This is a genomic window from Hymenobacter sp. BT188 (assembly GCF_014333585.1).
Classification (GTDB): Bacteria; Bacteroidota; Bacteroidia; order Cytophagales; family Hymenobacteraceae; genus Hymenobacter.
Genome location: NZ_JACSCW010000004.1, coordinates 689,687 through 716,522, shown reverse-complemented (window position 1 = coordinate 716,522; position 26,836 = coordinate 689,687). Strand labels below are relative to the sequence as shown.

General features: G+C 53.5%; 23 protein-coding genes. 15 read left to right on the top strand and 8 right to left on the bottom strand.

What is annotated here, in order from left to right:
• The first annotated feature begins 24 nt into the window (after window positions 1-24).
• Window positions 25-1,413, top strand: a complete 1,389-nt coding sequence (gene mnmE, locus H8B13_RS14515; RefSeq protein WP_187311509.1) for a tRNA uridine-5-carboxymethylaminomethyl(34) synthesis GTPase MnmE — start codon at window positions 25-27, stop codon at window positions 1,411-1,413.
• Window positions 1,414-1,605: 192 nt separating this feature from the next.
• Window positions 1,606-2,892, top strand: a complete 1,287-nt coding sequence (locus tag H8B13_RS14510) for a citrate synthase (RefSeq protein WP_187311508.1) — start codon at window positions 1,606-1,608, stop codon at window positions 2,890-2,892.
• A gap of 91 nt (window positions 2,893-2,983) precedes the next feature.
• Here the strand turns inward: H8B13_RS14510 and H8B13_RS14505 are convergent, their stop codons facing one another.
• The 7 genes from H8B13_RS14505 to lepA form a co-directional block, all read right to left on the bottom strand.
• Window positions 2,984-3,343, bottom strand: coding sequence for a hypothetical protein (locus H8B13_RS14505; protein ID WP_187311507.1), 360 nt, complete (start codon window positions 3,341-3,343; stop codon window positions 2,984-2,986).
• 321 nt (window positions 3,344-3,664) lie between these two features.
• Window positions 3,665-4,033, bottom strand: coding sequence for a hypothetical protein (locus tag H8B13_RS14500; protein WP_187311506.1), 369 nt, complete (start codon window positions 4,031-4,033; stop codon window positions 3,665-3,667).
• A gap of 292 nt (window positions 4,034-4,325) precedes the next feature.
• Window positions 4,326-6,284 (bottom strand): OmpA family protein, encoded by a 1,959-nt coding sequence (locus H8B13_RS14495; protein ID WP_187311505.1) that lies wholly within the window; start codon window positions 6,282-6,284, stop codon window positions 4,326-4,328.
• A 16-nt stretch (window positions 6,285-6,300) separates the two neighbouring features.
• Window positions 6,301-6,903 (bottom strand): 7-carboxy-7-deazaguanine synthase QueE, encoded by a 603-nt coding sequence (locus H8B13_RS14490; RefSeq protein WP_261990402.1) that lies wholly within the window; start codon window positions 6,901-6,903, stop codon window positions 6,301-6,303.
• A gap of 198 nt (window positions 6,904-7,101) precedes the next feature.
• Complete coding sequence (locus H8B13_RS14485; RefSeq protein WP_187311504.1) at window positions 7,102-8,013, bottom strand: bifunctional 5,10-methylenetetrahydrofolate dehydrogenase/5,10-methenyltetrahydrofolate cyclohydrolase; 912 nt, start codon at window positions 8,011-8,013, stop codon at window positions 7,102-7,104.
• A gap of 16 nt (window positions 8,014-8,029) precedes the next feature.
• Window positions 8,030-8,218 carry a hypothetical protein gene (locus tag H8B13_RS14480; RefSeq protein ID WP_187311503.1) on the bottom strand — a complete coding sequence of 63 codons (189 nt, stop codon included), beginning with the start codon at window positions 8,216-8,218 and terminating at the stop codon, window positions 8,030-8,032.
• 104 nt (window positions 8,219-8,322) lie between these two features.
• Complete coding sequence (gene lepA, locus H8B13_RS14475) at window positions 8,323-10,110, bottom strand: translation elongation factor 4 (RefSeq protein ID WP_187311595.1); 1,788 nt, start codon at window positions 10,108-10,110, stop codon at window positions 8,323-8,325.
• A 362-nt stretch (window positions 10,111-10,472) separates the two neighbouring features.
• On the opposite strand from lepA, the gene H8B13_RS14470 reads away from it, so the two are divergent.
• The 13 genes from H8B13_RS14470 (at window position 10,473) to H8B13_RS14410 (ending at window position 25,970) form a co-directional block, all read left to right on the top strand.
• Window positions 10,473-10,886, top strand: coding sequence for a GlcG/HbpS family heme-binding protein (locus tag H8B13_RS14470; RefSeq protein WP_187311502.1), 414 nt, complete (start codon window positions 10,473-10,475; stop codon window positions 10,884-10,886).
• Between the two features lie 159 nt (window positions 10,887-11,045).
• Window positions 11,046-12,239, top strand: a complete 1,194-nt coding sequence (fdhA, locus tag H8B13_RS14465) for a formaldehyde dehydrogenase, glutathione-independent (protein ID WP_187311501.1) — start codon at window positions 11,046-11,048, stop codon at window positions 12,237-12,239.
• Window positions 12,240-12,427: 188 nt separating this feature from the next.
• On the top strand, window positions 12,428-12,781 hold the full coding sequence (locus H8B13_RS14460; protein WP_187311500.1) for a hypothetical protein: 354 nt from the start codon (window positions 12,428-12,430) through the stop codon (window positions 12,779-12,781).
• A gap of 39 nt (window positions 12,782-12,820) precedes the next feature.
• Window positions 12,821-13,420, top strand: a complete 600-nt coding sequence (locus H8B13_RS14455; RefSeq protein ID WP_187311499.1) for a Uma2 family endonuclease — start codon at window positions 12,821-12,823, stop codon at window positions 13,418-13,420.
• A 60-nt stretch (window positions 13,421-13,480) separates the two neighbouring features.
• The gene (locus tag H8B13_RS14450) at window positions 13,481-13,831 is read left to right on the top strand and encodes a hypothetical protein (RefSeq protein ID WP_187311498.1); all 351 of its coding nucleotides are present in this window, start codon (window positions 13,481-13,483) and stop codon (window positions 13,829-13,831) included.
• 388 nt (window positions 13,832-14,219) lie between these two features.
• Window positions 14,220-17,717: a methylmalonyl-CoA mutase family protein gene (locus tag H8B13_RS14445; RefSeq protein WP_187311497.1), complete on the top strand. Its 3,498-nt coding sequence runs from the start codon at window positions 14,220-14,222 to the stop codon at window positions 17,715-17,717.
• A 100-nt stretch (window positions 17,718-17,817) separates the two neighbouring features.
• On the top strand, window positions 17,818-18,651 hold the full coding sequence (locus H8B13_RS14440; RefSeq protein ID WP_187311496.1) for a hypothetical protein: 834 nt from the start codon (window positions 17,818-17,820) through the stop codon (window positions 18,649-18,651).
• 37 nt (window positions 18,652-18,688) lie between these two features.
• Window positions 18,689-19,450 carry an REP-associated tyrosine transposase gene (locus tag H8B13_RS14435; RefSeq protein ID WP_315985144.1) on the top strand — a complete coding sequence of 254 codons (762 nt, stop codon included), beginning with the start codon at window positions 18,689-18,691 and terminating at the stop codon, window positions 19,448-19,450.
• 30 nt (window positions 19,451-19,480) lie between these two features.
• A complete protein-coding gene (locus H8B13_RS14430; protein WP_187311495.1) occupies window positions 19,481-20,662 on the top strand; it encodes an MFS transporter in 1,182 nt (393 codons plus the stop codon).
• 415 nt (window positions 20,663-21,077) lie between these two features.
• The gene (locus H8B13_RS14425; protein ID WP_187311494.1) at window positions 21,078-22,877 is read left to right on the top strand and encodes a peptidoglycan D,D-transpeptidase FtsI family protein; all 1,800 of its coding nucleotides are present in this window, start codon (window positions 21,078-21,080) and stop codon (window positions 22,875-22,877) included.
• A 190-nt stretch (window positions 22,878-23,067) separates the two neighbouring features.
• Entirely contained in the window at window positions 23,068-23,472 is a 405-nt protein-coding gene (locus tag H8B13_RS14420; protein WP_187311493.1) for a hypothetical protein, read from the top strand.
• 76 nt (window positions 23,473-23,548) lie between these two features.
• Window positions 23,549-24,832, top strand: coding sequence for a M20/M25/M40 family metallo-hydrolase (locus H8B13_RS14415; protein WP_315985143.1), 1,284 nt, complete (start codon window positions 23,549-23,551; stop codon window positions 24,830-24,832).
• A 100-nt stretch (window positions 24,833-24,932) separates the two neighbouring features.
• Window positions 24,933-25,970 (top strand): methyltransferase domain-containing protein, encoded by a 1,038-nt coding sequence (locus H8B13_RS14410; protein ID WP_187311491.1) that lies wholly within the window; start codon window positions 24,933-24,935, stop codon window positions 25,968-25,970.
• Between the two features lie 80 nt (window positions 25,971-26,050).
• Here the strand turns inward: H8B13_RS14410 and H8B13_RS14405 are convergent, their stop codons facing one another.
• The gene (locus H8B13_RS14405) at window positions 26,051-26,827 is read right to left on the bottom strand and encodes a cupin domain-containing protein (protein ID WP_187311490.1); all 777 of its coding nucleotides are present in this window, start codon (window positions 26,825-26,827) and stop codon (window positions 26,051-26,053) included.
• Window positions 26,828-26,836 lie beyond the last annotated feature (9 nt).

Sequence of the window (26,836 nt, the reverse complement as noted above, 5' to 3'; positions counted from 1 at the left end):
ATTTGCCCCCCAGTACTCCCATTTATGTTGCTGCCTCCTGTCCTTTCCGATACCATCATCGCCTTATCTACGCCGCCGGGCGCCGGGGCTATCGCAGTCATTCGCCTTTCCGGACCGGATGCCTTCTCTCTGACTAATGGCTTCTTTCGCGGCAAAGATCTCGCTGAGCAGCCCAGTCACACTTTGCACTACGGCACCCTACGTGAGGCTGATGGTCGCATCCTTGATGAGGTAGTGGTATCCTTATTCCGGGGGCCAAATTCTTATACCCGTGAAGACGTAGTAGAGATAAGCTGCCACGGATCCGACTATATTGTGCAGCAGGTGCTAACTGCTTTCACGCGACGGGGCGCACGCTTAGCCGAGGCCGGCGAGTTCACTAAGCGTGCCTTCCTGCACGGTGCCTTCGACCTAGCCCAAGCCGAGGCCGTCGCAGATCTGATTGCCGCCGATTCGGCCTTGTCGCATCAGGTAGCCATGCAGCAGATGCGGGGGGGCTTTTCGCGGGAACTGCGCGACCTGCGTGCCCGACTAATTCAGTTTGCTTCCTTACTGGAGTTAGAGCTGGACTTTGGTGAAGAAGACGTAGAGTTTGCGGACCGCACTGGATTGGTAGCACTGCTACAAGAAGTACAAGCATTAGTCCGCCGTCTGCTCCGTTCATTTGAGTTAGGCAACGTTATCAAAAATGGCGTTATCACCGTCATTGCCGGACGGCCTAACGCAGGCAAATCTACCTTGCTCAACGCCTTACTGAATGAGGAGCGAGCCATCGTATCGGCGGTAGCCGGCACCACCCGCGACCTGATTGAAGATGAGGTTAGCATCGAGGGTATTCGCTTCCGATTCGTGGATACGGCCGGCCTGCGCGAGACGACGGATGAGGTAGAATCTATCGGAGTTGAGCGCACTCGCCAGCGCGTACGCCAGGCAGCACTGCTTCTTTATCTATTTGATTTAACGAGCAGTACGCCTGGCGAAGTTCAAGCAGAGATTGAAGCGCTGAACCCTGGGGGGCAAATTCCACTGCTGGCGGTTGGCAACAAACGCGACGTAGCTTCTGAGGGGCAACTACAGGCTTTCAACGACCAGCCAAATACCGTCCTGATTGCGGCTAACCGCGGTGAAGGCCTTGAGGAGCTACGCGCTGATTTGCTGGCCCGCGCCCGCGGCACCGGCCTCGACCAAACAGGTGCGTCAACCATTGTCACCAATTTGCGCCATGCTCATAGCCTAGAAAAAACCAACGCCGCTCTGGACGCCGTTCTGGTAGGCTTAGCTACAGGTGCAGGCACTGAATTGGTGGCTGCTGATTTGCGTCAGGCCCTGGCGGCGCTGGGTGAGATTACGGGTGAAATCTCCTCAGATGATTTATTAACAAGCATTTTCACTCAATTCTGTATCGGTAAATAGCTGCCTACTTACGTGCTTTTTAGTTCCAAGGCCCTGAATCGAATAAAACCGTGTTTGGGGGGCATATTGCTCGTTTTAACCTAAACAACATAAGTCGCCGAGTTGTAGTATAGTGTTCAAACATCGATTATCCTTTCCGGCTTGCTAGTTATTCTTTAGTTTCGCCCCGCAACCACCCTCTAACCCACGCTTATGGCAGAGTCTGCTGAACTTATCCTCGACGGTAAATCCATTTCTTTACCAGTCATTGAAGGCACCGAAAACGAAAAAGCATTTGATATTGGCAAGCTGCGTGATCAGACGGGTTACGTAACCCTCGATTCAGGCTACAAGAACACCGGCGCCACCAAGAGCGCCATTACCTTCCTCGATGGCGAAGAAGGCATCCTACGCTACCGCGGCTATCCTATTGAGCAGCTCGCTGAGCGGTCGAACTTCCTGGAAGTAGCATATTTGCTGATCTACGGCTCTTTACCTACCCAAACGGAGCTGGACAAGTTTGCTCACCAAATCACGACACACACGCTGGTGCACGAAGATGTGCGCAAGATATTCGACGGATTCCCGTCGGGGGCCCATCCTATGGGCATTCTATCTAGCCTGATTTGTTCGCTTACTGCTTTTTACCCAAAAAGCCTCGATCCAAATCAAAGCCCCGAGGAGACCAACCTGAATATTATTCGTCTGATTGCCAAAATCTCGACGATTGCAGCTTGGTCGTATAAGAATTCGGTAGGTCACCCGCTCAACTACCCCCGCAACGACCTCGACTATTGCTCGAATTTCCTGTACATGATGTTCGCTTTCCCTACGGAAAAGTACGAAATCAACCCTGTGGTCGTAAGTGCACTGAATAAACTACTAATTCTGCACGCCGACCACGAGCAAAACTGCTCTACCTCTACGGTGCGCCTGGTGGGTTCGGCTAATGCCAGCTTATATGGCTCCGTTTCGGCCGGTGTGAACGCTCTGTGGGGCCCATTGCACGGCGGAGCCAACCAAGAGGTGATGGAGATGCTGGAGGCCATTCAACAGGACGGCGGCAACACCCAGAAGTGGGTGGATAAAGCCAAGGACAAGAACGATTCTTTCCGCCTGATGGGCTTTGGCCACCGTGTATACAAGAACTTCGACCCCCGCGCCAAAATCATCAAGAAGGCCGCCGATGACGTGCTCAAGGCATTAGGTATTGATGATCCGCTGCTCAAAATTGCCCAAGAGTTGGAGCAAGCAGCGCTCACCGATCAGTATTTCGTAGAGCGCAAGCTGTATCCGAACGTTGACTTCTATTCCGGTATCATCTACCGGGCTATCGGTATTCCAACGGAGATGTTCACGGTGCTCTTCGCGATGGGCCGCCTACCCGGCTGGATTGCCCAGTGGAAAGAAATGCGTGAAAACAAGGAGCCTATTGGTCGTCCCCGCCAAATTTACACCGGTGAGTTGGAGCGTGATTATGTTGGCATTGATCAGCGCTAGTTGCTTACGAGTCATACTAGCCACATAAAAAAGCCTCCCAGAACTTATCTGGGAGGCTTTTTTATGCATTCCTCTTCATAGGGAAACAGCTTTAGTTCTTCACCGCTGTCATTGTGGTTTTAGACTGGTTGTACGCTACCATTTGCTTAGGCCACAGAATGGCGGCAAGGTCCCACTCGTAGTGCGATTGAACTTCGGCCAAGTACTGGTCAAGAGCAGCTGGATCAGACGACAAGCGAGTCTTAGCTTCCTCCATTTCGGCAAGCATTTGCAAGTTTAAACGCTTGACCTTCACATACTGACCTTCATCGAGGCGCACTTTCTGAGCCATCTGACGAGTAAGCTGAGTAGCGCGTGCATTGAGTGATGTGCCGTTGTCAGCGAGCGCAGTAAAGGATAGCCCTGAAGCCAAGCTGATCATGACACAAACCAGAGTATAGATTCTTTTCATAAAAGGAGGGATTTGAGAGTGAGAAGAGAACGGTTAATTACTACTATTCTGCCATCGGCCAAAACGCTGCTTTGTGCTTCTTGATTGACAACTATTAGAACACCTAAATATAAACTGATTTAAATTAAAATCAACACATTTTATTAATTAATTACCATTTATATAAATATAATGTTGCTTAACACAGAAAAGCTAGCGTTTTACTGAGCAGCTAGAGAAGTCCATTTGCAAGCCCTGTTGTCTTCAAATGAAAGCTAAAGCTGTAAAATAGCCCACTTTGAGTGGGCTATTTTAAAACTAAAAAACAGTCTTAAATCAAGATTAGTTAGCGGCATTCATCAATGCCGTCATGCTGCTGCGCGACTGTTGGTACATAGCGAACTGGTTGGTGCGCATTACTCGAGCAAGCGCTACATCATATTCGATCTGCACTTCAGCCATTTTCTGATCTAGGCTCAACGGATCGGCCGCATAGCGAACTTTCAAGTCATCCATGTCGGATAGCATCTTCACGTTGAGCTGTTTCACTTTTAAGTATTGCCCCTCGTCCAGCCGTGCCTTATTGGCAATAGCGCGGGTGAGTGTAGTTGCCCGAGCCTGAATAGCTGTCGATTCGTCGGCTGCCGATGTATTAGTGGAAGCTCCCTGAAGGCACAGGATTAAACAAGCAAAAAAGTATACTTTTTTCATAATGGTAGGTAAAAGATGTGAAAGTGGAAAATTAATATTTAACGGGTTTTACATGGTGACACAGCTATAATTCGTTGCTGATCACTGTAGTGCCACGACTCAAATGTATGTGGAAATATTTAAAAAAAAACATAATTTTTATCACTATTCTATTGTTATACTTTTACTGCAATCTGTTAATTCGTTCGTTAACAGGCTTTTAATTATTCTATCAGCAAGAAATACTACAACACAAAAAACCCTAACTTTTATAAAAGTTAGGGCCTATTTTGAACTATTTCTATTGGATAAACTAGAGTATCCTAAACTCTATACGTCTGTTTTGTTGACGATGGATATCGGAATCATTCGGTTGAAGAGGCTTGGTTTCGCCATAACCTTTAAAGCGTAGTCGGCTAGCCTTAACTTCGTTTGCCACTAAATAGTTATACACAGCTTTCGCCCTGTTTTGCGACAAAACCATGTTGTCAGTATCAGCTCCTACATCATCAGTATATCCCGAAATCTCTACTTCTATATCCTTGTACTGACGCATAAACTGTATCAAGCGGTTTAACTCCGTACGTGATTTGGGCTTAAGATCGTACTGATTGGTATCGAAAAACAGGTTGTTCAGCACGATGCTACGCCCGGCCTTTACGGGCTCCAGATAAATATCAAGAGTAAGCGGATCAAAGCGTCGCTTGTCGGTATAGTCAAAGCTCAAGCTCTTCATCAGATACTTATCTGCCACGGCATACATTGCGTATTGGCGCCCTTCGTTGAGCACCACGGTGTAGTCACCCGATTCGCTATCGGAGGTTACATACTGCACCAACTCATCGGTTTGCAGGTCATACAGCTGCACATCTGCCCGCAGAGGCTTTTTGGTAGTTGCATCGAATACGCGGCCCTGCGTGTAAGTGCTGGTTTCACGGGCCCGTACTTCGGCTGGTACCTCAAACCCGAATAACTCTACCGGGCGGTCGCGCTCCTGCTTTACGCCCGGCTCGGTGGCACGGGAGCGGGAGCAGAATCCGCGGCGGTTGTCGGATGTAATAAAAAGGGAGGCTTCATTCTCGAAGGTGTTCAATGGATAGCCCAAGTTGCGGGGCTCGCTCCAATGGCCGGGGGCTTGCATCTCACAGCGGTACACATCTAAGCCCCCCATACCAACAAGGCCATCGGTAACATAATACAGCGTAGTGCCGCTGGCGTGAATGAACGGTGCCATATCCTTGCCGGGCGTATTCACAGGCTCTCCAACGTTACGAGCTGGACTCCAAGTATCATCAGGCTGAAGCGTAGTCACGTAGATATCTTCTTGACCTTTACCACCCCGGCGGGTTGAGGTATAGTATAATGTCCGCCCATCGGCCGAGAGAGTGGGTTGCGAGTCCCACTCAGGCGAGTTCACATTGCGACCCAAGTTCTGCGGCTTACTCCAGTTATTACCGGTGCGGCGCGAGATATACAAATCGCAGCTGCCTACGGAGCCAGGACGGTCGCAGGAGGTGAATACAAGCGTTTTACCGTCGCCGGAGATAGTGCTGGCTCCCTCGTTATAAGGCGTATTGATAAGCGGAGATATAGATACTGGCTGCCCAAACGAACCATCATCATTACGCTTAGCGATAAACAGGTTCTCGTCGCTCGTTTCCTCAGCAGTAGGCCGAATGGTATAAAGCAGGAAACGATTATCGGCAGTAAGCGCCGGAAAGTATTGAAATCTATAGGTATTCAAGGGCTCACCCAACCGCTCAGGTGTCATACCTACCGGATTGGCCATAGCCTTTATCGCAAAATCACAGTTGTTAAGCTGACGCTGGGCCCTAGCTAGGTTTTTTTGGCTCTTGGGGGCCAATTTCAGGTATGTCTTATAACTGGTAGAGGCCGTCTGGTAATCACCAAAGGTCATAGCCAGTTCCCCTAGTGTATAATAGTCAGCGGAACGCGTGGGGCTGGGGGGTAATTTTGCTAAGCCGGCTCGGTAAGCTTCGAAGGCCGCCTGATTTTCCCCCATAGCCTTGAGCAGGGAGCCTTTCAAGACAAATGGCTCGCCCTGGGATGGAAACTTATCGTTGAGAATCAAAAGCGTTTCGAGGGCTTTCGTGAAATCGCGCTCTTTGGCCTGCTCCTGCGCTTTTTCAAACAAGTGGCGGGCCTTCGTATTCGTGGTAGAGAGTTTGGCTTGCGCTACTGCAACGGTGGTAGGAATGATGGCCCCCACTAACAGCATCAATAGCACGAAAACAGGTAGCGAACGGCGCATAAGCAGAAGCTGAAAGCTACGGTATATCGAGGTACTTATGCGTCTGTAAAGACACCTGCCACTGCGGGTTTTGCTTTACATAGTCCACAATAAGTGGGGTCATCTGTGCGGCGCGGCTCCATTCAGGTTGCAGGTACAGGCGAGTGTGCGCGCCTACTTGTGCGGCGTGCTCTTCAGCCCATGCAAAATCACTCTTGTTGAACACAACTACCTTCAATTCATGAGCCAATTGTAGCACTGAAGACAATGGAGCCTTGAATTTTTTGGGCGAAACGCAAATCCAATCCCAATCGCCGGTCAGTGGATACGCACCCGATGTTTCGAGCCAGGTTTGGCAGCCGGCTTCTTTGAGCGTAGCCGTAAGCTGCGTTAAGTCGTGCATTAGTGGCTCGCCGCCCGTCACTACCACGTTACGGCCCGGATACTGCTTCACTGCCGCGACCATATCAGCCAACTCAACTCGCGGATGCTTGCTCGCATCCCACGACTCCTTCACATCGCACCAGTGGCACCCTACATCGCAGCCGCCCAAGCGAATAAAATAAGCAGCCCGACCTGTATTATAACCTTCTCCCTGAATGGTATAGAACTGCTCCATCAAGGGCAGTGCGGCATGCATAGATGCCACCGACGCCGAGCCGGCCATAAGGGGAATTGTGTGCAGCAAAACAGTAAAATATAGTAAAATAAAAAGTAAGCCAGGCCCACAGCCCGGATGTTTAAACGCTATTGCGCTAGTCTTCCGTTCCGCGTAGCCACTTTTAAAAGTAGTGTAACCACCCGGACTTTAAAAGCTTTATTTCAACAGAATGGGATTCTACCGGGCGTATATTTCTCCCTTGGCAGCACGTAATGTATTGAGTAAGAGCATCGCAATCGTCATTGGTCCTACCCCACCCGGTACGGGCGTGATGTAAGAGGTCTTAGGTGCTACACCAGCAAAATCCACGTCACCCTTCAGCGTAAACCCCGACTTCTTGCTAGGGTCAGCTACGCGGGTAGTGCCCACATCAATAACGATGGCACCGGGCCGCACCATGTCGGCCGTAACGAACTCGGGGCGGCCAATCGCAGCCACCACGATATCAGCGGTGCGAACAATCTCGGCCAGGTTACGAGTACGTGAGTGACATAAAGTAACCGTACAGTTACCCGTATCTAAGTTCTTGGCAAGCAGAATACTAACCGGAGTACCAACAATGTTACTGCGGCCAATAACCACGCAATGCTGCCCACTGGTTTCAATACCATAGCGGCTCAGCAGCTCCACAATACCGGATGGTGTAGCCGGCAACAAAGCTGGCAAACCGGCCACCATGCGCCCAATGTTCATGGGGTGAAATCCGTCCACATCCTTCTCCGGCCGGATGGTCTCGATAACCTTATCAGCCGAAATGTGAGCCGGGAGCGGCAGCTGCACGATGAAGCCGTCAATGCGGTCATCCTGGTTGAGTTCCTCCACCTTCGCCAGCAACTCCGCTTCCGTGATGTCGTCCTCGTAGCGCAGCAGTGTCGACTCGAAGCCGACTCGCTCGCAGGCCAGCACCTTGTTGCGCACGTAGGTTTCAGAGCCGCCGTCGTGGCCGACCAGAATCGCGGCCAGATGGGGAATTTTGCCCCCCACTGCCTTTATCTTTTCAACCTCGGCGGCAATCTCTACTTTAATGTCTTCGGCGATTTTCTTGCCGTCGATGAGTTTGTAGCTCGTAGCTTCGGGGGCAGTGGTCATGCGGGTATCAGCGATATTATTCGGAAGAAGTAGTACTTGTCTTACGTGCCTCATTATGCGCCGCAATAGCAGCGGCGCCGGACTCCTGCAACTCTTTCTCCATCGTGGGCCAATCGTCGCGCCACCGGAACTTGCGCTCTTGTCCTTTGATAATCTTGTCTAGCTGTACTTCGGTGGTACAGTTCTCGGTGAGTTTGTTAGCCATTGGTTTGAAGGTTTCATACAACGGCTTGTCAGGAAGTGTATGGGTGAAAAATGAGGTAAGCAAGCATAAAAAACGCGCCCCATGAGGCGCGTTTCAATCTTTAATCAGTCGAGTTTTAGCACTGCTAGGAAGGCTTCCTGTGGAATTTCCACGGAGCCCACTGAGCGCATCCGCTTCTTGCCTTCCTTCTGCTTTTCAAGCAGTTTGCGCTTCCGGCTAATATCGCCGCCGTAGCACTTGGCAATCACGTTTTTGCGCAAAGCTTTTACCGTTTCGCGTGCAATAATCTTCTGGCCAATACTGGCTTGAATAGCAATATCGAACATCTGGCGCGGGAGCAACTCGCGGAGCTTCTCGCAGATGCGCTTACCCCACTCATAGCTCTTGGAGCGGTGCACAATGGCCGAAAGTGCGTCAACTTTCTCACCGTTGAGCATGATGTCGAGCTTTACCATATCCGACTCGCGGAAGCCAATCAGCTCATAGTCAAGGGATGCATAACCACGGCTGATGGTTTTGAGCTTGTCGAAGAAGTCAAACACGATTTCTGACAGGGGCAGCTCAAAGTTCATCTCTACGCGCTCAGAAGTCAGGTAGCTCTGGCCCTTGATGATGCCGCGCTTTTCCATGCACAGGGTGATAATGGCCCCCACATAGTCAGCCGCCGTGATAATTTGGGCTTTGATATAGGGCTCCTCAATGTGCTTGATCAGGTTTGGCTCCGGCATTTCGGAGGGCGCGTTGATGGTGAGCAATTGATCTTTGGTGCCCGTGGCGTGAAACTGCACGCTGGGAACAGTGGTAATCACGGTCATGTTGAACTCGCGCTCCAGGCGCTCCTGCACGATTTCCATGTGCAGCATGCCCAAGAAGCCACAGCGAAAGCCAAAGCCCAGGGCCGCCGAGGTTTCGGGCTCCCATACCAGGGAAGCGTCGTTGAGCTGGAGCTTTTCCATGCACGAGCGCAGCTCTTCGTACTCCGTGGTATCCACGGGGTAGATACCAGCAAATACCATAGGCTTCACGTCGGCAAAGCCGTGGATGGCTTCCTGTGTAGGCCGGGCGACGTGGGTGATGGTATCGCCTACTTTTACTTCGCGGGCTTCTTTGATGCCTGAAATAAGGTAGCCAACGTTGCCGGCGCCCATTTCCTGGCGCGGCTCCTGGTTGAGGCCCAGAATACCAATTTCGTCGGCACCGTATTCCTTACCAGTGGCCATGAAACGGAGCTTGTCGCCCTTGCGCATGGTGCCGTTCTTGATGCGAAACAGTACTTCAATGCCCCGGTAAGAATTAAACACCGAATCAAAAATCAGGGCTTGAAGCGGGGCTTCAGGATCGCCTTTGGGCGCCGGAATCCGCTCGCATATGGCGTTCAGAATGGCTTCAATACCGATACCGGATTTGCCGGAAGCCGGAATAATATCTTCCCGGTCGCAGCCAATGAGGTCCACGATTTCGTCGCTTACCTCCTCGGGCATGGAGTGCGGCAAGTCGATCTTATTAAGCACCGGAATGATTTCCAGGTCGGCCCCGATGGCCAAATACAGATTGGAAATCGTTTGGGCCTCAATTCCTTGGGAGGAATCGACGATAAGCAGGGCCCCTTCGCAGGCGGCAATGGAACGGCTTACTTCGTAGCTAAAATCGACGTGGCCGGGAGTATCAATCAGGTTGAGCGTGTACACTTCCCCTTTGTAGGGGTACTGCATCTGGATGGCGTGGCTCTTGATGGTGATGCCTCGCTCCCGCTCTAGGTCCATGTTATCGAGTAGCTGAGCTTGCATATCGCGCTTCGACACCGTGCTGGTGAATTCAAGCAAGCGGTCGGCCAGGGTGCTTTTACCGTGGTCGATATGGGCGATGATGCAGAAATTGCGGATATGCTTCACTGGCGAGGGTTTTACAACTACAAAGGTAGGCAACAAGGGGCGGAAAAGCTATCTGAGTGCTATGGATGGCAATCAGGCGTTGTATTAAGACAGTCATGCAGAGCAGAGCGAAGCATCTCGCGTGTTTAGCAGGAGTAGTAATCAGACATCAGTACGCGAGATGCTTCGCTCCGCTCTGCATGACGTTCTTTTTTAAGAATTTCTTGCCCCGTGCTAATCCCACTGGCAGGCAGCCAGAATCTACCCCTAGTATTCTCTCATTTCATACCCGCATCATCTCATTCTAGTTCATTGGGTATGACAAATGCCCGGAAATACTGTTGTTAGACTAGTCAAACTAATCTAACCTCAACACCTCTCCCATGAGCATTACCCTCAAGCAAGCCCAACAAGCCCTCACCGCCGCCCACGAGGCAGCCGTGCAGCACAACGTAAAAATGAACATTGCCATCGTGGACAGCGGCGCCAACCTCGTGACATTTCTGCGCATGGACGACGCCTGGCTCGGCTCGCTCGATATCTCTATTAAGAAAGCCAAAACGGCCCGTTTCTTCGACATGAACACCGGCGAGATCGGCAAGATTTCGCAGCCCGGTGGCTCACTTTACAACATTGAGCACTCCAATGGTGGCCTCATCACCTTCCCCGGCGGCATCCCGATTCGTAACAGCCAAGGCGCGGTAATCGGCGCTATCGGCGTGTCCGGCGACACGGTGGAGAACGACCATACGGTAGCCCAAGCCGGCGCCGACGCCGTGCAGGCAGTGAAGGAGTAACACGTAGCCTTAATCTAATAATACCTAGCAAAAAAGCCCCCCAAGCCTGTAGTTTTTACGCTGAGGGGCTTTTTTGCTCTTTGTTCGATTACTCCAAGCTGGTGCGGAGCTACTGGCGCCGGCATTCAATCCTTACCTCCAAAACCAACCTTTATAACTATGGCAGACAATCGCGGCGTCGTGTACCTGGGGCCAGGCAAAGTGGAAGTGCAAGACATTGCCTTTCCCGAGCTGAAGAATCCTAAGGGGCGCAACATCACTCACGGGGTGATTCTCAAAGTCGTATCCACCAATATTTGCGGCTCCGACCAGCACATGGTGCGCGGCCGAACTACGGCGCCAGCTGGCCTGGTACTGGGCCACGAAATAACTGGCGAAGTCATTGAAACTGGGGCCGATGTAGAGTTTCTGAAAAAAGGCGACCTAGTGTCGGTGCCTTTTAATGTGGCATGCGGCCGGTGCCGCACCTGCAAGGAGATGAAAACTGGTATCTGTCTGACTGTGAATGAAGGCCGTGCCGGCGGGGCCTACGGCTACGTGGATATGGGCGGTTGGATTGGGGGGCAGGCCGAATATGTGATGGTACCCTACGCCGATTTCAACCTGCTCAAGTTTCCTAATAAAGATCAGGCTATGGAGAAAATCCGCGACCTGACCATGCTGAGCGACATTTTCCCAACAGGCTTCCACGGCGCCGTGAAGGCCGGCGTAGGTCCGGGCGCAACGGTTTATATTGCTGGCGCTGGCCCAGTAGGCTTAGCCGCTGCGGCTTCGGCCCAGCTCTTGGGCGCGGCTGTGGTCATTGTGGGCGATATGAACAAGGCCCGTCTGGCTCACGCCCGCTCTTTCGGCTGCGAAACGGTGGACTTGACCCTCGACGCGACTCTCACGGAACAAATCACCCAGATTCTGGGGGTACCTGAGATTGACTGCGCCGTCGATTGCGTGGGCTTTGAGGCCAGCGGCCACGGCGCCGACTCCAAGAAGGAAGTGCCCGCCGCCGTGCTTAACTCGCTTATGGAAATCACCCGCGCCGGCGGCTCCATCGGCATTCCCGGTCTGTATGTAACTGAAGACCCTGGCGCGGCCGACAAAGCCGCTCAAAAGGGCAGCCTTTCCATTCGCTTTGGCTTAGGCTGGGCCAAAAGCCACTCCTTCCACACCGGCCAAACGCCCGTGATGAGCTACAACCGCCAGCTCATGCAGGCCATTCTATACGATAAAGTGCAGATTGCCAAAGCCGTGAACGTGGAAGTTATCACTCTCGATCAAGCTCCGGAAGGCTACGCCGAGTTTGATAGTGGAGTGGCTAAGAAGTTCGTCATCAACCCCCACAACCTGATTCCGGCATAAGGCGGTTAGTCCAGCCAGAATAAGCTCACCTAAAAAAGCCCCCCGGATACCTTCTGGGGGGCTTTTTATATTTATGAGTAAGCTAAGTAAGTATCAGCAGACAGCAACCCCAACTTAACCTCCTACCTGAGGTGGCGTATTAAAGTGGGTAAATGGTCTAGTTTTTCTCGCTTTTCCACACTCCCGTTATGAGCCTTACCTTAAACCCAGCGGCCGTCCAGTTTGCCAAGCGCCTTATCGAAGACGGCCATTATAAGAACGACCAAGGTCATTGGGGTGAGCATAATCCCAAGACGGCAGCCCAAAATAGCTACCTCAGCAAACACGAAATTGAGGAATACGGTCAATGGCACCTCGGCCTCGATATGAGTAAAGCCGAGGACACCAAAGGCCGCTACCACTTTCCCTACGGCGACTTCAAAACCGTGCACCGCGACGGCCTTATTGCCGCTAAGGAACGCGCCGCCCAGCAAGGCTACACCGATATCGAACAGGCCGCCGACGAACTACTCCAGACGCTGGAAGCGAAAGCAGCGAAATAGGACTCTGCATTCCGCGCCCATTTTCCGTACTTTTAGCGTATGCGTAATCCATTCGAATCCGGCGGCATACTTCTGGGGGGCTCTTATTTAGAGCGCATGAGCGACGACGAGTTTTTCGACTTCTGCCAGCAGCACCCCGACCTGCGCATTGAGCGCACGGCGAATCACGAAATTATTATTATGTCGCCTACTGGCAGTCTTTCTAGTCAGCGCAATGCTGAGATCAATTTTCAGCTAAGTCTGTGGAACCGGGAGCGGCGGTTAGGACGCGTATTTGATTCCAATGGTGGTTTCCGCCTTCCCGATGGCTCCATGCGTGCGCCTGATGCCGCCTGGCTTGCCAACGCCCGCTGGAATGCGCTGACGCTGGAGCAGCAGAAGAAATTTGCCCCTCTATGCCCGGAATTTGTCTTGGAGCTAGCTTCCGAAACCGACAGCGTAACTGACTTGCAAGCCAAGATGCTGGACTGGCTGAGCAATGGCGCGCAACTCGCGTGGCTCATCGTGCCCGAAACCGAAACGGCTTATATCTATCGTCCCGGCCAGCCGGAGCCGGAAGTCGTGCAGGGCTTTGACAACGAGCTTTCAGGTGAAGCAGTGCTGCCGGGGTTTCGGCTGCGGCTGGCGGAGCTGCTGTAGTATTGATTATTGAGATTTCGTAGAACCAAGGACTATGTTGGTGAATCAAATCAGCCTGCAATGCCCAAAACTTATATGCCTAACCTAGATACCATAGGCTTTTGTTTACCTGACTGGTATTTAGCTCTGATGAGCCATAAGCATGAAAAATTCTATGATCTTGAGGAAGGCAAGTATCTACACTTATGGCCGCTGGCCGAGGTTATAGAAATAAACCACGAGTACAATGCTGACGAAGACTTCCCAGTGTTCTTCTTGATAGGAACTTATGAAAATGGCGAGGCCTGTGCCATTGAGAAGGAAACTGGCAACATTTATACTGTTCCGTTTATTGGTGCTATTCCAGATGATGTGATTTATGTCGGTGAAACATTAGAAGAACTAACAGCATACTTGCACGAGCCTTGGTAACAAAAGTCTCTATTGCCGCGTCAGGATCTTTCTAATGTTACTCTATTCCAAACTGCACCCACCACAATACCCCTAGTATAATACTTATGGTGAGCCAGAAATTATAACCAGAGTCGTTTAAGTATTCTTTATAAGAACGCTCTTTACGTCTTAATAAGCCGCGAAAGAAGACCCATCGAATTGAGCCGCCAACTAGCCCAAAAAGCCCTTCAATGATTATTTCACTTATAAATTCTGCTATGAAGTTTCCTATGGCTTGATGATAGTCGGAGCATGAAAGCTGAAAGCATACCAAACATCGTTAGCTGTCTAACAAAAAGCCCCCCGCTACCGCGCCGGGGCTTTTTTCGTACCTTAGCCCCTCTTACCCCACCCCATTCCACCCGCTATGCAAATTGCTCCCGTAGCTCCCTATAAACCACAACATCATATCCGCATTGTGACGGCGGCAGCCCTATTCGACGGCCACGATGCGGCCATCAACGTTATGCGCCGCATCATCCAGAGCAGCGGCGCCGAAGTCATTCACCTGGGCCACAACCGCTCGGTGCAGGAAATCGTGGACTGCGCCATTCAGGAAGATGCTCAGGCTATTGCCATTACCTCCTACCAAGGCGGCCACAACGAGTACTTCAAGTACATGCATGACCTGCTGAAGGAGCGCGGCGCGGGCCACGTGCGCATCTTCGGTGGCGGCGGTGGCGTGATTCTGCCCAGCGAAATTGCCGAGTTGCAAGCCTACGGAATTGAGCGCCTCTACTCCCCCGACGACGGCCGCGCTATGGGTCTGCAAGGCATGATTAATGACCTCTTGCAGCGCTGCGACTTCCCCACCGGCCAGAACCTGAACGGTGAGGTGAGCCACGTAAAAGAGAAAGACGCCCGCAGCATCGGCCGCCTGATTTCGGCCGCCGAAAACTTCCCTGAGGAGTTTGAGCGCGTGAAGAGTCAGCTCGTGGCCGAGTTTCAGCAGCAGGAAAAAGCCCCACACAGCGGCAACGGCTCTACCCAGCCAGAAGCCACTGGCGACACGGAAGTTGCAACTAGCTCCGCTCCTATTCTCGGCATTACGGGTACGGGCGGCGCGGGCAAATCCAGCTTGGTAGATGAGCTGGTGCGGCGCTTTCTAATGGACTTCCCCGAGAAGACCATTGCCATTATTTCCGTGGACCCCAGCAAGCGCAAAACCGGCGGGGCCCTGCTCGGCGACCGGATTCGGATGAACTCCATCAACTCGCCGCGGGTATACATGCGCAGCCTGGCCACGCGCCAGAGCAACCTCGCCCTGAGCAAGTACGTGCAGGACGCCGTGGACGTGGTGCGCGCCGCCAACTACGACCTGATCATTCTCGAAACCAGCGGCATCGGCCAGTCCGACACTGAGATTATCGAGCACTCCGACGCCAGCCTCTACGTAATGACGCCGGAGTACGGCGCGGCCACCCAGCTCGAGAAGATTGACATGCTGGACTTCGCCGACGTTATTGCCCTGAACAAATTTGACAAGCGCGGCGCCCTCGACGCCCTGCGCGACGTGCGCAAGCAGTACCAGCGCAACCACGGCCTCTGGGACCAACCGCTGGACTCGCTGCCCGTGTTTGGCACCATCGCCTCGCAGTTCAACGACCCTGGTATGAACCGCCTGTACCGGGCCGTGCTGAGCATGTTGGAGAAAAAGACAGGAGCCACTTTTGCCTCCCAGCTCGAGACCACCACGGAGGACTCGGAGAAGATTTACATCATTCCGCCTCACCGCACGCGTTACTTATCTGAAATCGCTGAAACCAACCGCAACTATGATATTTGGGTACAGAAGCAAGCCGAAGTGGCCCAGCAGCTTTACGGCCTCGACCAAAGCCTCAACGCCGTTAGAAGCCTCCAGTCCGGCGGATCTGGTGCCGGCAGCGGGGGCAGCAGCAACGGAACCGACCCCGGATCACTCGTGGCCGGCTTGGAGAGCACATTCCAGGAAATCAAGCTCCGGCTCGATGGTCAGAACTGGAAACTCCTGGAGACCTGGCCGCAGAAGGTAGCCGCTTACAAAGCCCCCGAGTTCGTCTTTAAGGTGCGCGACAAGGAAATCCGTATCCTGACGCACACCCAAAGCCTGTCGGGTCAGCAGATTCCGAAAGTGAGCATGCCCCGCTTCACGGCTTGGGGCGACTTGCTACGCTGGCAGCTCCAGGAAAACGTGCCCGGCGAGTTTCCTTACACGGCCGGCGTGTTTCCGTTTAAGCGCGAGGGCGAAGACCCCACCCGGATGTTTGCGGGCGAAGGTGGCCCCGAGCGCACCAACCGCCGCTTCCACTACGTGAGCATGGGCCTGCCCGCCAAGCGCCTGAGCACGGCCTTCGACTCGGTGACGCTCTACGGCGAAGACCCCGACCACCGGCCCGACATCTACGGCAAAATCGGTAACGCCGGGGTGAGCATCTGCTGCCTCGACGACGCCAAGAAGCTGTACTCCGGCTTCAACCTGGCCAACCCCAGCACATCGGTGTCCATGACCATCAATGGTCCGGCCGCGCACTTGGCTGCCTTCTTCATGAATGCCGCCATCGACCAGCAGTGCGAACTCTATATAAAGGAGCACGGGCTGGAGCAGGAAGTCGAAGCCAAAATCAACCAGATTTATCAGAATAAAGGCGTGGTGCGCCCCAGCTACCAGGGCGAGCTGCCCGCCGGCAACGACGGCCTCGGCCTGATGCTACTGGGCGTAACCGGCGACCAGGTTTTGCCCCCCGATGTGTACGCCACTATCAAAGCGCGCACGCTGAGCCAGGTGCGCGGCACCGTGCAGGCCGATATTCTGAAGGAAGACCAGGCCCAGAACACCTGCATCTTCAGCACCGAATTTGCCTTGCGCCTGATGGGCGACGTGCAGGAGTACTTTATTAAGGAGAAGGTTCGCAACTTCTACTCGGTGAGTATTTCGGGCTACCACATTGCCGAGGCTGGCGCCAACCCCATCACCCAGTTGGCCCTCACCCTGAGCAACGGCTTCACCTTCGTGGAGTACTACGTGAGCCGCGGCATGGACGTGAACGACTTCGCGCCCAACCTGAGCTTCTTCTTCTCCAACGGCATCGACCCCGAGTACGCGGTTATTGGCCGCGTGGCGCGCCGCATCTGGGCCAAGGCCATGAAGCTGAAGTACAACGCCAACGCCCGGAGCCAGATGTTGAAGTACCACATCCAGACGTCGGGCCGCAGCCTGCACGCCCAGGAAATCGACTTCAACGATATCCGCACCACGTTGCAGGCCCTCTACGCCATCTACGACAACTGCAACTCCCTGCATACCAACGCCTACGATGAGGCCATCACCACGCCCACCGAGGAATCGGTGCGCCGGGCCATGGCTATTCAGCTCATCATCAACCGGGAGTTGGGCCTGGCCAAAAACGAGAACCCGCTGCAAGGCTCCTTCATCATCGAGGAGCTAACCGACTTGGTGGAGGAAGCGGTGCTGCTGGAGTTTGACCGCATCACGGAGCGCGGTGGTGTGCTGGGTGCTATGGAAACCATGTACCAGCGCGGCAAGATTCAGGAGGAAAGCCTGCACTACGAGATGCTCAAGCACACGGGCGAGTACCCCATCATCGGCGTGAACACGTTCCTCTCCTCCAAAGGCTCGCCCACGGTGCTGCCCGCCGAGGTTATCCGCGCCACGGAAGAGGAAAAGCAGTACCAAATAGCTATGCTCAACAACCTCCACGCCCGCAACGAAGGCACCACGGAGCAGCGCCTGAAGCAGCTACAACAAGTAGCCGTGCAGAATGGCAACTTGTTCGAAGAGCTAATGGAAACGGTGAAGTTCTGCTCCCTAGGGCAGATTACGAATGCGCTGTTTGAGGTTGGGGGGCAGTATCGTCGAAATATGTAAAGCTGCTTTATAGTTTGACTAAGAAGGCGCGCTATCTTGCTTAGATAGCGCGCCTTTTTTGCTAGTTATAATTAGTGAGGTGTTTCTCATTAAATCCAATATGATAAAAATTCAGGGCACTCAAGAAGACAGCAATGCACTTGCAGACTATAGTACGCTTTTATCAGAAGACATTTGTAATATTCTAAATTGTGCATCACCCGTCTCATTAATTGATGACACATATTTAAACATATTAAAACGTATTAGGGCTAACTTGTTTGGAATTGCTATACAGCTTACAAGCTGGCCTAAATTTCATGAGCTTAAACTACCCATTGATTTATTGTTCAGAACTCTACTCACAGATTCACTTACCCTTTTGTACTTAGCAACTTTTGACGAATCAGAGCAGTCTTTTAACAACGAATTAAGCCTATTGGACACAGGTGTTATAAGTTACATTAAAACCTATTTAGAAAATTATCATCTTATAGATGATGATATTACGGAATTTAATAAAGAAGATTTTTTAAATAACTTATATAAATTAGTCCCTCATCTCAGATCAGATTCTGATATTAAGATTAATAGGAAGCCAGAAAGTATAAGACATAATAGTAATAGTACTCTATTTAAAGCGACTACCAATCAAATACCCAGAGGAAAACTAACTGAAGAGGCAATGTTTGAACAAATAAAATCGCATTTTGGTACGGCGCATCTATCTTACATATACATTTACCAACGTTTATTTTCACAAAGCCACCACTTTGCAAGATTTAATAAGGAATATATTAATTGGTCGCAAGAGCATGTTTGTTTAAACTGGTTCATTGCATTAGGTGGCGTTTATCATACTGTAGATATAATCTCAGGTATGCTAGGGATGCATGCCATTTCAGATCAAGTCAAAAATAACGTAAGCAAAATGTGGGGTTACGTTTCTGATTGACTATTTAATTCCCCCAACTGGCGCGAGCTTGTAGCTCGTGACTAGCCTTGAGGTGGAGGTCGTACCTCCCCTGCCGCAGCAGCGGCAAACAATGACCGCGCCGCTTGGGGAAATCCGGGCGGCGTTGTCGTTCTGGCGGGGGAGGCGCAGCCTCCCGGCATGGCTGGTCACGAGTTACGCTGCGCTAAACTCGCGCCAGTGGAAAGTCATTGCGTTATGTGGTGTTTGGATAATCCTGCATCTTGCTGGCATGAGTGAGAAGTATAAGATTCAGGATTCGCAGAAGCTCTACTTTGTTTCCTTCGCTACCGTTAGCTGGATTGACGTGTTTACGCGGCGGCTTTACAACGACATTTTTGTGGACAGTCTGCGTTATTGCCAGCAGCACAAAGGACTGGAGCTTTACGCGTGGTGCCTGATGACTAATCACGCCCACCTGATTATCAGCAGCGCCCACGATAACCTGTCGGCTATTCTTCGTGATTTGAAGCGCCACACTTCCAAGAGTATTCTGAAAGCCATTCAGGAAAACGACCAGAAAAGTCGCCGCGAGTGGATGCTGTGGATGTTTGGGAGGGCCGGGCAGCGCAATGCCCACAACGAGCAGTATCAGTTCTGGCAGCAGGACAACCACCCAATCGAGCTATACTCCAATCAGCTCCAACGCCAGCGCCTCGACTACTTGCACCGCAACCCAGTTGTAGCCGGCTTTGTGGACATGCCAGAGGATTTTCTCTACAGCAGCGCCCGCAGCTATGCCGACCGGTCCGGCTTGCTGGATGTATTGTTTATTGGTTAAAAAAGCCCCCCAGATTCCACCCACTCTCCTATGCCCCGAATTCTACTCGTCATTGTGCTGGCCCAGTTCTTATGCACCTCCCTCTGGTTTGCGGGCAATGCTATAGCGGCAGATTTGGCGGCCACCTTGCAGCAGCCTTCCACCTTTGTAGCTCATCTGACCAGCGCTGTCCAGCTGGGGTTTATTGCCGGCACGCTGGTATTTGCCCTGCTAGCCATTGCCGACCGCTTTTCACCGTCACGGGTGTTCTTTTTCAGCGCCTTAGCGGCCGCGCTCTGTAACCTGGGCATTAACCTCCCCGGCGTGGAAGCGGGCAGTTTGCTCGCCTTCCGGTTTTTGACCGGTTTTTTCTTGGCGGGAATTTACCCAGTGGGTATGAAAATAGCTGCCGATTACGCGCAGACGGGCTTAGGCAAATGGTTGGGGTTCTTGGTCGGGGCGCTGGTGCTGGGCACGGCTTTCCCACATCTGCTGAAGAGCGTCACGGCGCAGCTGCCGTGGCAGTACGTGGCCCTGGCTACCTCAGGCTTGGCGGTGCTGGGCGGCCTGGCCATGCTCCTGCTGGTTCCCGACGGCCCCTACCGCCGAACCGGGCAACGCCTGCAAGTCACGGCTTTTTTGAGTGGCTTCCGGTTGCCGCGCTTCCGCGCCGCCGCCTTCGGGTATTTCGGCCACATGTGGGAGCTGTACACCTTCTGGGCCTTTCTACCGCTGATACTGACGACCTACAACAACGCCCACCCCGACGCCAATTTACCGGTGTCCTTCTTGTCGTTTCTGCTGATTGGAGCGGGTGGCCTGGCGTGCATGGGCAGCGGGCTGCTCTCGCGCAAAATTGCCCCCCAGCGGGTGGCCATCACGGCGCTGGCTTTGTCGGGGCTGTGCTGCCTGGTGTCGCCGCTGGTGCTGCGCAGCCCGTCGGGGGGCTTTTTTTTGAGCTTTTTGTTTGTTTGGGGACTGGTAGTTGTCGCCGATTCGCCCATGTTCTCCAGCCTGGTGGCGCAAAGCGCGCCGGACGCATCCCGCGGCACCGCCCTAACCATCGTGAACTGCATCGGATTCGCCATCACCGTTGCCAGCATACAGTTTACGAGCTGGCTCAGTGGCTTTGTAAATGCCTATGACCTTTATCTAATTCTAGCTGTGGGCCCGGCGCTGGGTTTACTGGCCCAGCTAGGTCGCCGGCCAGGGCCAGCTACAGCATCGCAGTAAGGAAAGGTAAGCGGTTGCCGGGCTCGCGCTACTCACGCCCCCCGAACGTCATGTAGAGCAACGCGAAGCATCTCGCGGGCTGATGCCAGAACCAGCATAGCCGCCTTTTCAAGGAGTTAGCATGGCAACGAAGCCCGCGAGATGCTTCGCTACCGCTCTGCATGACCGCCTATTTTGTGTCAACGACACCATGCGAAATGATTCGTCGTTGGCTTGATACGCAGAATGTCCTAAATTACTAAACCTGAATTTTTGGGTTAAACAGGTTAAAAATGTGGTGAGCCTTAAAGCTGGCGGTGCTTTCGATGTGGTTTGACTAACGACGAACTTGGTTTGTCGGAAAGCACATCTATGCTATGGGTAAATACGTAGGTTCACCTTGATGCGCAATCCTTTAAATAGTTGTATTTGGGCAATGAATCTACTAACAGTGTTTTTAGCGCTGGTCGCCTGTTCATCACCTGAACAGAAGACTAGCATTCTAACTCAGGATCCGGATACAAGCGTACGCTACATTCAGCAGCGCGTGGTGTTGCCAGAGGTGCCGCAACGGGGCCGCGTGCTCGACCGTAACGACTCGGTGCTGGTGGCCACTCGCACCCAATATCTGCTGAAGCTGCCGCGCCGCCCACCGCTCGACACCGTTGCGCTGGGCCAACTACTCGGCTGGGGGCCAGTTGCTACCCGCAAGCGCATTGCGGATGCCCTTCCTTATGAAGACATGCCAGCTGGCTACCCGGTTGAGCTTAGTCTCACCGCAGCCGAAGCCAAACGAGTGCGCCGCCAGCGCAAGGACTGGCCCCAACTAACTTTGACGGAGCGCCCCCAGCGCACTTACACCACCACTGTGGGTGCCCACTTCTTGGGGTACAAAAGCGATGAGGCCCAGGCTTTCTTTAAACAAGCCAAGCGCTACCGACGCGGCCGCTTCTATGAGTTGCGCAACGGCGGGCTCGAAACCTACTACAACGGCCTGCTCAACGGGAACCGGGGCTATCTGCACCCTTTAGTAGATTCGCTGGGCCAGATCCATGGCAATTGGGCCCCGGATACGGCCTTTCAACAAGGCCAGGACCTGCACCTAACTATTGACGTGAAGCTGCAAGCCTACGCCGAGCAACTGATGGGCCGCCGCAAGGGCTATCTGGTGGCCCTGGACCCGCGTACCGGCGAGATTCTGTGCTATGTATCGGGGCCCGTATTCAAGCCGGCTACCATCACCGCCCCTGATCAGGCCCTAGTGCGCGCCAAGCTGCTGGAACACGAAAAAATGCCTTTAATCAACCGGCCAGCTACACTGGCTAATCCGCCCGGTTCGGTATTTAAGCTGGTGAATGCTGCGGTGGCGTTGCAGCTAGGCGCCATCACCCCCACCACCGCGTTCCGCTGCGACCAAAAGCTGCTTAGCTGCGTGCACAAACACCCCCAGCCAAAAGACTTGACTTTGGGCCTGCAGTACAGCTGCAACCCTTATTTCTATCAGGTGATGCGGAATGTTATTAACCACGTACCTGATAGTCTTGCGCAGGATTCGGTAGCCGCTCGCCACAGAAATTTGGCCTCGTGGCGCCGCTACGTTCGGTCGTTTGGACTAGACTCGGTAATGGGCGTGGACTTGCCGCGTGAAGCTCCCGGCTTCCTCCCTACCCCCGATTACTATGATAAGGCCCGCGGAACGAGTAAGTGGACCTATCGCTCGATCTATTCCCTGAGCATCGGACAGGGCGAAATCAACCTCACAGGGCTGCAAATGGCCAACATGGGGGCCATTATTGCCAACCAGGGGTGGTATTATACGCCCCACCTGGTGCGTAATGTGGGGGACAGCGGACCGCTGCCGCGCTTCACCGAAAAGCGCTACACTCTCATCGACAGCGCACACTTTGCTGCCCTGCTGCCCGGCATGGTAGCCGTTATGCAGCGCGGCGGCACTGCCGAAACTTCCAGTCTGGCCGATGTGGGCATTACGGTGGCGGGCAAAACCGGAACCATCGAAAATGATGGCGACGACGACCACGCCGCATTCGTTGGCTTTGCTCCGGCCGAGAATCCGGAGATAGTTGTGGCTGTATACCTCGAAAATGCAGGGTTTGGAGCTACGGCGGCCGCGCCCTACTCTGTTCTTGTAATGGAGAAATATCTGAGAGGCAGCATTGCGCCCAACCGCAAAAAGTGGGAAGCACGCATCCAGCAACGTGCCCGGCGCGGGTACTGACCGGCCCGCCACGCCGGAAGCGTAGCAGAAGCTTCAGTAGCTCCACATTACCGACTATGGCTTAAGTTTAAGAAATAACGGACTCTTTTTGGCCTCAAAAAAGCCCCCAGAACCATCCAATCCTTCCTGCGTTATTCGTAGCCTACGCCTCCCCGGAAGTAAGGAGTGACCTCCCACCCTATCCATAGTTATGACAACTACATTGCGCCGTGGCGATGGCAGCACTTACCTTACGGTTCGCTATGACCAGAGCGAAAACTGGATTCATGCGCAATGGTTTGGTTGTCAGACCCTTGGAACCGTGATGGACGGCGGCCTGACCTATCTGGACATGATGCGCCATGAATCGTGTCCGAAGCTGCTCAACGACCACCGCAACCTGGTGGGCACGTTCTTAGAGGCCAACGACTGGATTCAGCAGGTCTGGACGCCTCTCATCATAGCCGCCGGACTGCGCTCCATCGGGCAGATTGTGTCACCGGATGTGTTCGGGCAATTATCCATCGAAGACCTTCAGCACCGCATCAGCGACAAGCTCGACATTTACCTGTTCGACGACCTGGACGCGGCCCAGAACTGGCTGCGGGCGCAGTAATATTTGCCCCCCAGAATTGCTTGGCAGTGCTATTTTGCTTTTCGTTTTTGCATCATTAATTCCCAACTCTCACACCGTGAAAAAACTCCTACTTGCCTCCGCTTTCCTGTGCTGCTATGCTGCGCAAGCCCAAAAGCTTACCCACACCGAGCGTAAGATTGTAGCGGCGGTGCAGCAGAATATGCCGCAGAGCGAGAAGCTGCTGGAGCAGGTAGTGAACATCAATAGCGGCACGCTCAACCTGAAAGGCGTGCGGGAAGTGGGCACAGTATTCCAGAAAGAATTTGACGCCATAGGCTTCAAAACTGAATGGGTACCCATGCCCGAAACCATGAACCGGGCGGGTCATTTGGTGGCCCAGCGCAAAGGCAAAAAGGGCAAGAAGCTGTTTCTCATCGGCCACCTCGACACGGTGTTTGAGCTGGACATGCCTTTCACCAAGTACACCCGCCTGAACGACTCCACTGCCACCGGGCAGGGCGTAAATGACATGAAAGGGGGCAACGTGGTTATTCTGGCGGCGCTCCAGGCTTTGCACGCCAACGGTCTGCTCAAGGACGCTACAATCACCGCCTATTTCACCGGTGACGAGGAGCGCGGCGGCAAAGGCCCCGAAAGCCGCGCCGACTTTATTGCCAAAGCCAAAGAGGCTGACGTGGCACTGGCCTTCGAAACTGCTACTAACCTGCATACTGTGGCTACGGCCCGGCGTGGCAGCAGCACTTGGCAGCTCAAAACCTTCGGCAAGGCAGCCCACTCTTCAGGCATTTTTAAGCCCGATGTGGGTTATGGTGCCATCTATGAAGCGGCCCGCATTCTGAATTCGTTTCGGGAAACACTGAGCAAGGAGCAATACCTCACCTTTAATCCTGGCCTGATGGTGGGCGGCTCGGAAGTAAACTACGACGAAGCCAAAGCCCGCGGCGAAGTGGTGGGAAAAACCAACATTATAGCCCCCACCGCCTCCATAACCGGTGACTTACGCTTCCTGACCGAGGCGCAAAAAGAGGCCGCCCGCACGAAAATGCGCGCCATCGTGGCCGAAAGTCTTCCCCAAACCCGGGCTGAAATAACCTTCTCCGATGGTCTACCTGGCATGGCTCCTACTCCCGGCAACCAGAAGCTGGCGGCCCTCGCCGACCAAGTGAGCCGCGACTTGGGCTTCGGCCCCGTAGCCGCCGGCGACCCAGGCTCGCGCGGAGGCGGCGACATTTCCTACGTAGCGCAGTACGTCGATTGTCTGGATGGCTTGGGCGTGTCGGGCAAGGGCGCGCACGCGGCCGGCGAAACCATCAACTTAAAGGAGTTTCCGATGTTGGTAGAGCGCGCCGCTTTGATGATTTACCGGCTTACGCGTTAGATACGTATTGCTAATTTGCCCCCCAGACTAACTTTGGTCGGCAGATCACAGTCGAAATTTACCCCCACAGCAATAGCGGAAGCACTTATCTACTTTACTCATGGAGCAACAAATTCAGCAGCAGGTTCAGGACTATTATGGCACGCAGCTGCGTACCAGTCAGGACTTAAAAACCAATGCCTGCTGCACCGACGACATCCCAGCGGCCCACAAAAGGATACTGGCAACGCTGGAGCCGGAGGTACTGGAAAAGTATTACGGTTGCGGGGTGTGCGTACCTGAGGCCGTGCAGGGCTGCACCGTGCTTGACCTGGGCTCAGGCAGCGGGCGCGACGCCTTTTTACTTTCCCACCTTGTGGGTGAGCATGGCCGCGTTATCGGCGTGGACATGACGGAAGAGCAGTTGGCTGTGGCCCAGCGGCACGTAGCTGCCCATACTGCTCACTTCGGCTATGCCCAGCCCAACGTGGAGTTTCGACATGGCTTTATCGAAGACCTGAGCACCGCTGGCCTCACTGACAACAGCGTCGATCTGGTGGTCTCGAACTGCGTGCTGAACCTTAGCACTGACAAAGCCGCTACCTACCGCGAGATATTCCGGGTGCTAAAGCCGGGCGGTGAGCTATACATTGCCGACGTGTTTGCCGACCGGCGTATTCCGGAGGTTCTGCGCCATGACCCGGTGCTGTACGGCGAATGCCTGAGCGGCGCGATGTACATCGAGGACTTCCGCCGCCTGCTTATGCAGCTTGGCATTCGCGACTACCGCCTCACGGCTAAGCGTGTATTGACCATTGATAACGACGAAATTCAGCAGAAAACGGGCAATATCACTTTCTACTCACTCACCGTCAGGGCCTTCAAGCTCGACCTGGAAGACCAGTGCGAAGATTACGGCCAAGTGGCTATCTACCTCGGCACAGCCGATAACCCGCACCGCTTCGTGCTCGACGACCACCATGTGTTCGAAACGGGCCGCCCGCAACTTGTGTGCGGTAACACCGCCGATATGCTCAGCCGCACCCGCTATGGCACCCATTTTCGCGTTGATGGCTCCAAGGATCAGCACTTCGGCTTATTTTCGTGCAGCCCGGCACCAGTGACTTCCGTCAGTGTTACACAAACCAGTTGCTGCTGAAGCAGTAGCAACTGGTTTGAATAATGCCCATTGAATTTGCCCCCCAAGGCATACTGTACGTAATTAAAGTCAGGGCACGACTACTTTTCTGCGTTGCTGTGCCATTGAATGGCAAAATAGCCGCAAGGTTCTTTTCCGGTGTTGGTGAAGGCGTGGGGTACGTTGGCTTCCAGAAAAACGACATCGCCCGCCGTGGCCTTGTGCGCTTTCTGATCGATCAGAATCTCGCCGCTGCCTTGCGTCATCAGAATAATCTCCTCCGTGCGGTGCGTGTGCGGCGGATGGCTGGCAATGCCCGGCATGAGCATAGTAGCGTGCACATCAAACCGCTGGAACATGCTTGATGGCCGGTCGAAGACGGGCCGCGTCTCCTTTGTATCGGTTTTCACAACTTTAAACTGGCCCCAATCCTTCATAAAGGAGCCGCCGCCTGCCTGGGCCCGTTGCTGGTCTACGCCGTCTTTCGACTTGTAGCGCAGCACATAATACGTGGTAGGCGCCCCCGACACATTGCGCAATCGTTGTTTGTCGCCGGCGCCAATGAGCATGACACCGCCGGGGCCGAGGATTTTGGTTGAGTCCTGAATGGTGGCGGCGAGGCTTCCCTCCTTCACCACTACCAATTCCTCTGCATCGGTGGCGGCTGGTTGGGCTTGGTTGGCCTGCCCAGCCTTCAGGGTAAAGATGTACACCTCCAGTTGCGTCAAATCGAGGGTGCTGCCTTTTATGAATAGGACCTGCTCTCCGCCCTTTTCCGTAGTTCGGGTGGTGCCTTTGTACACTGCGGATGGAAGATCAGCCGTTGGAGCAGTGCTGCCCAATAATAGGGCTACCACAATAAGTAAAGCAGTTTTCATAGCTAGATA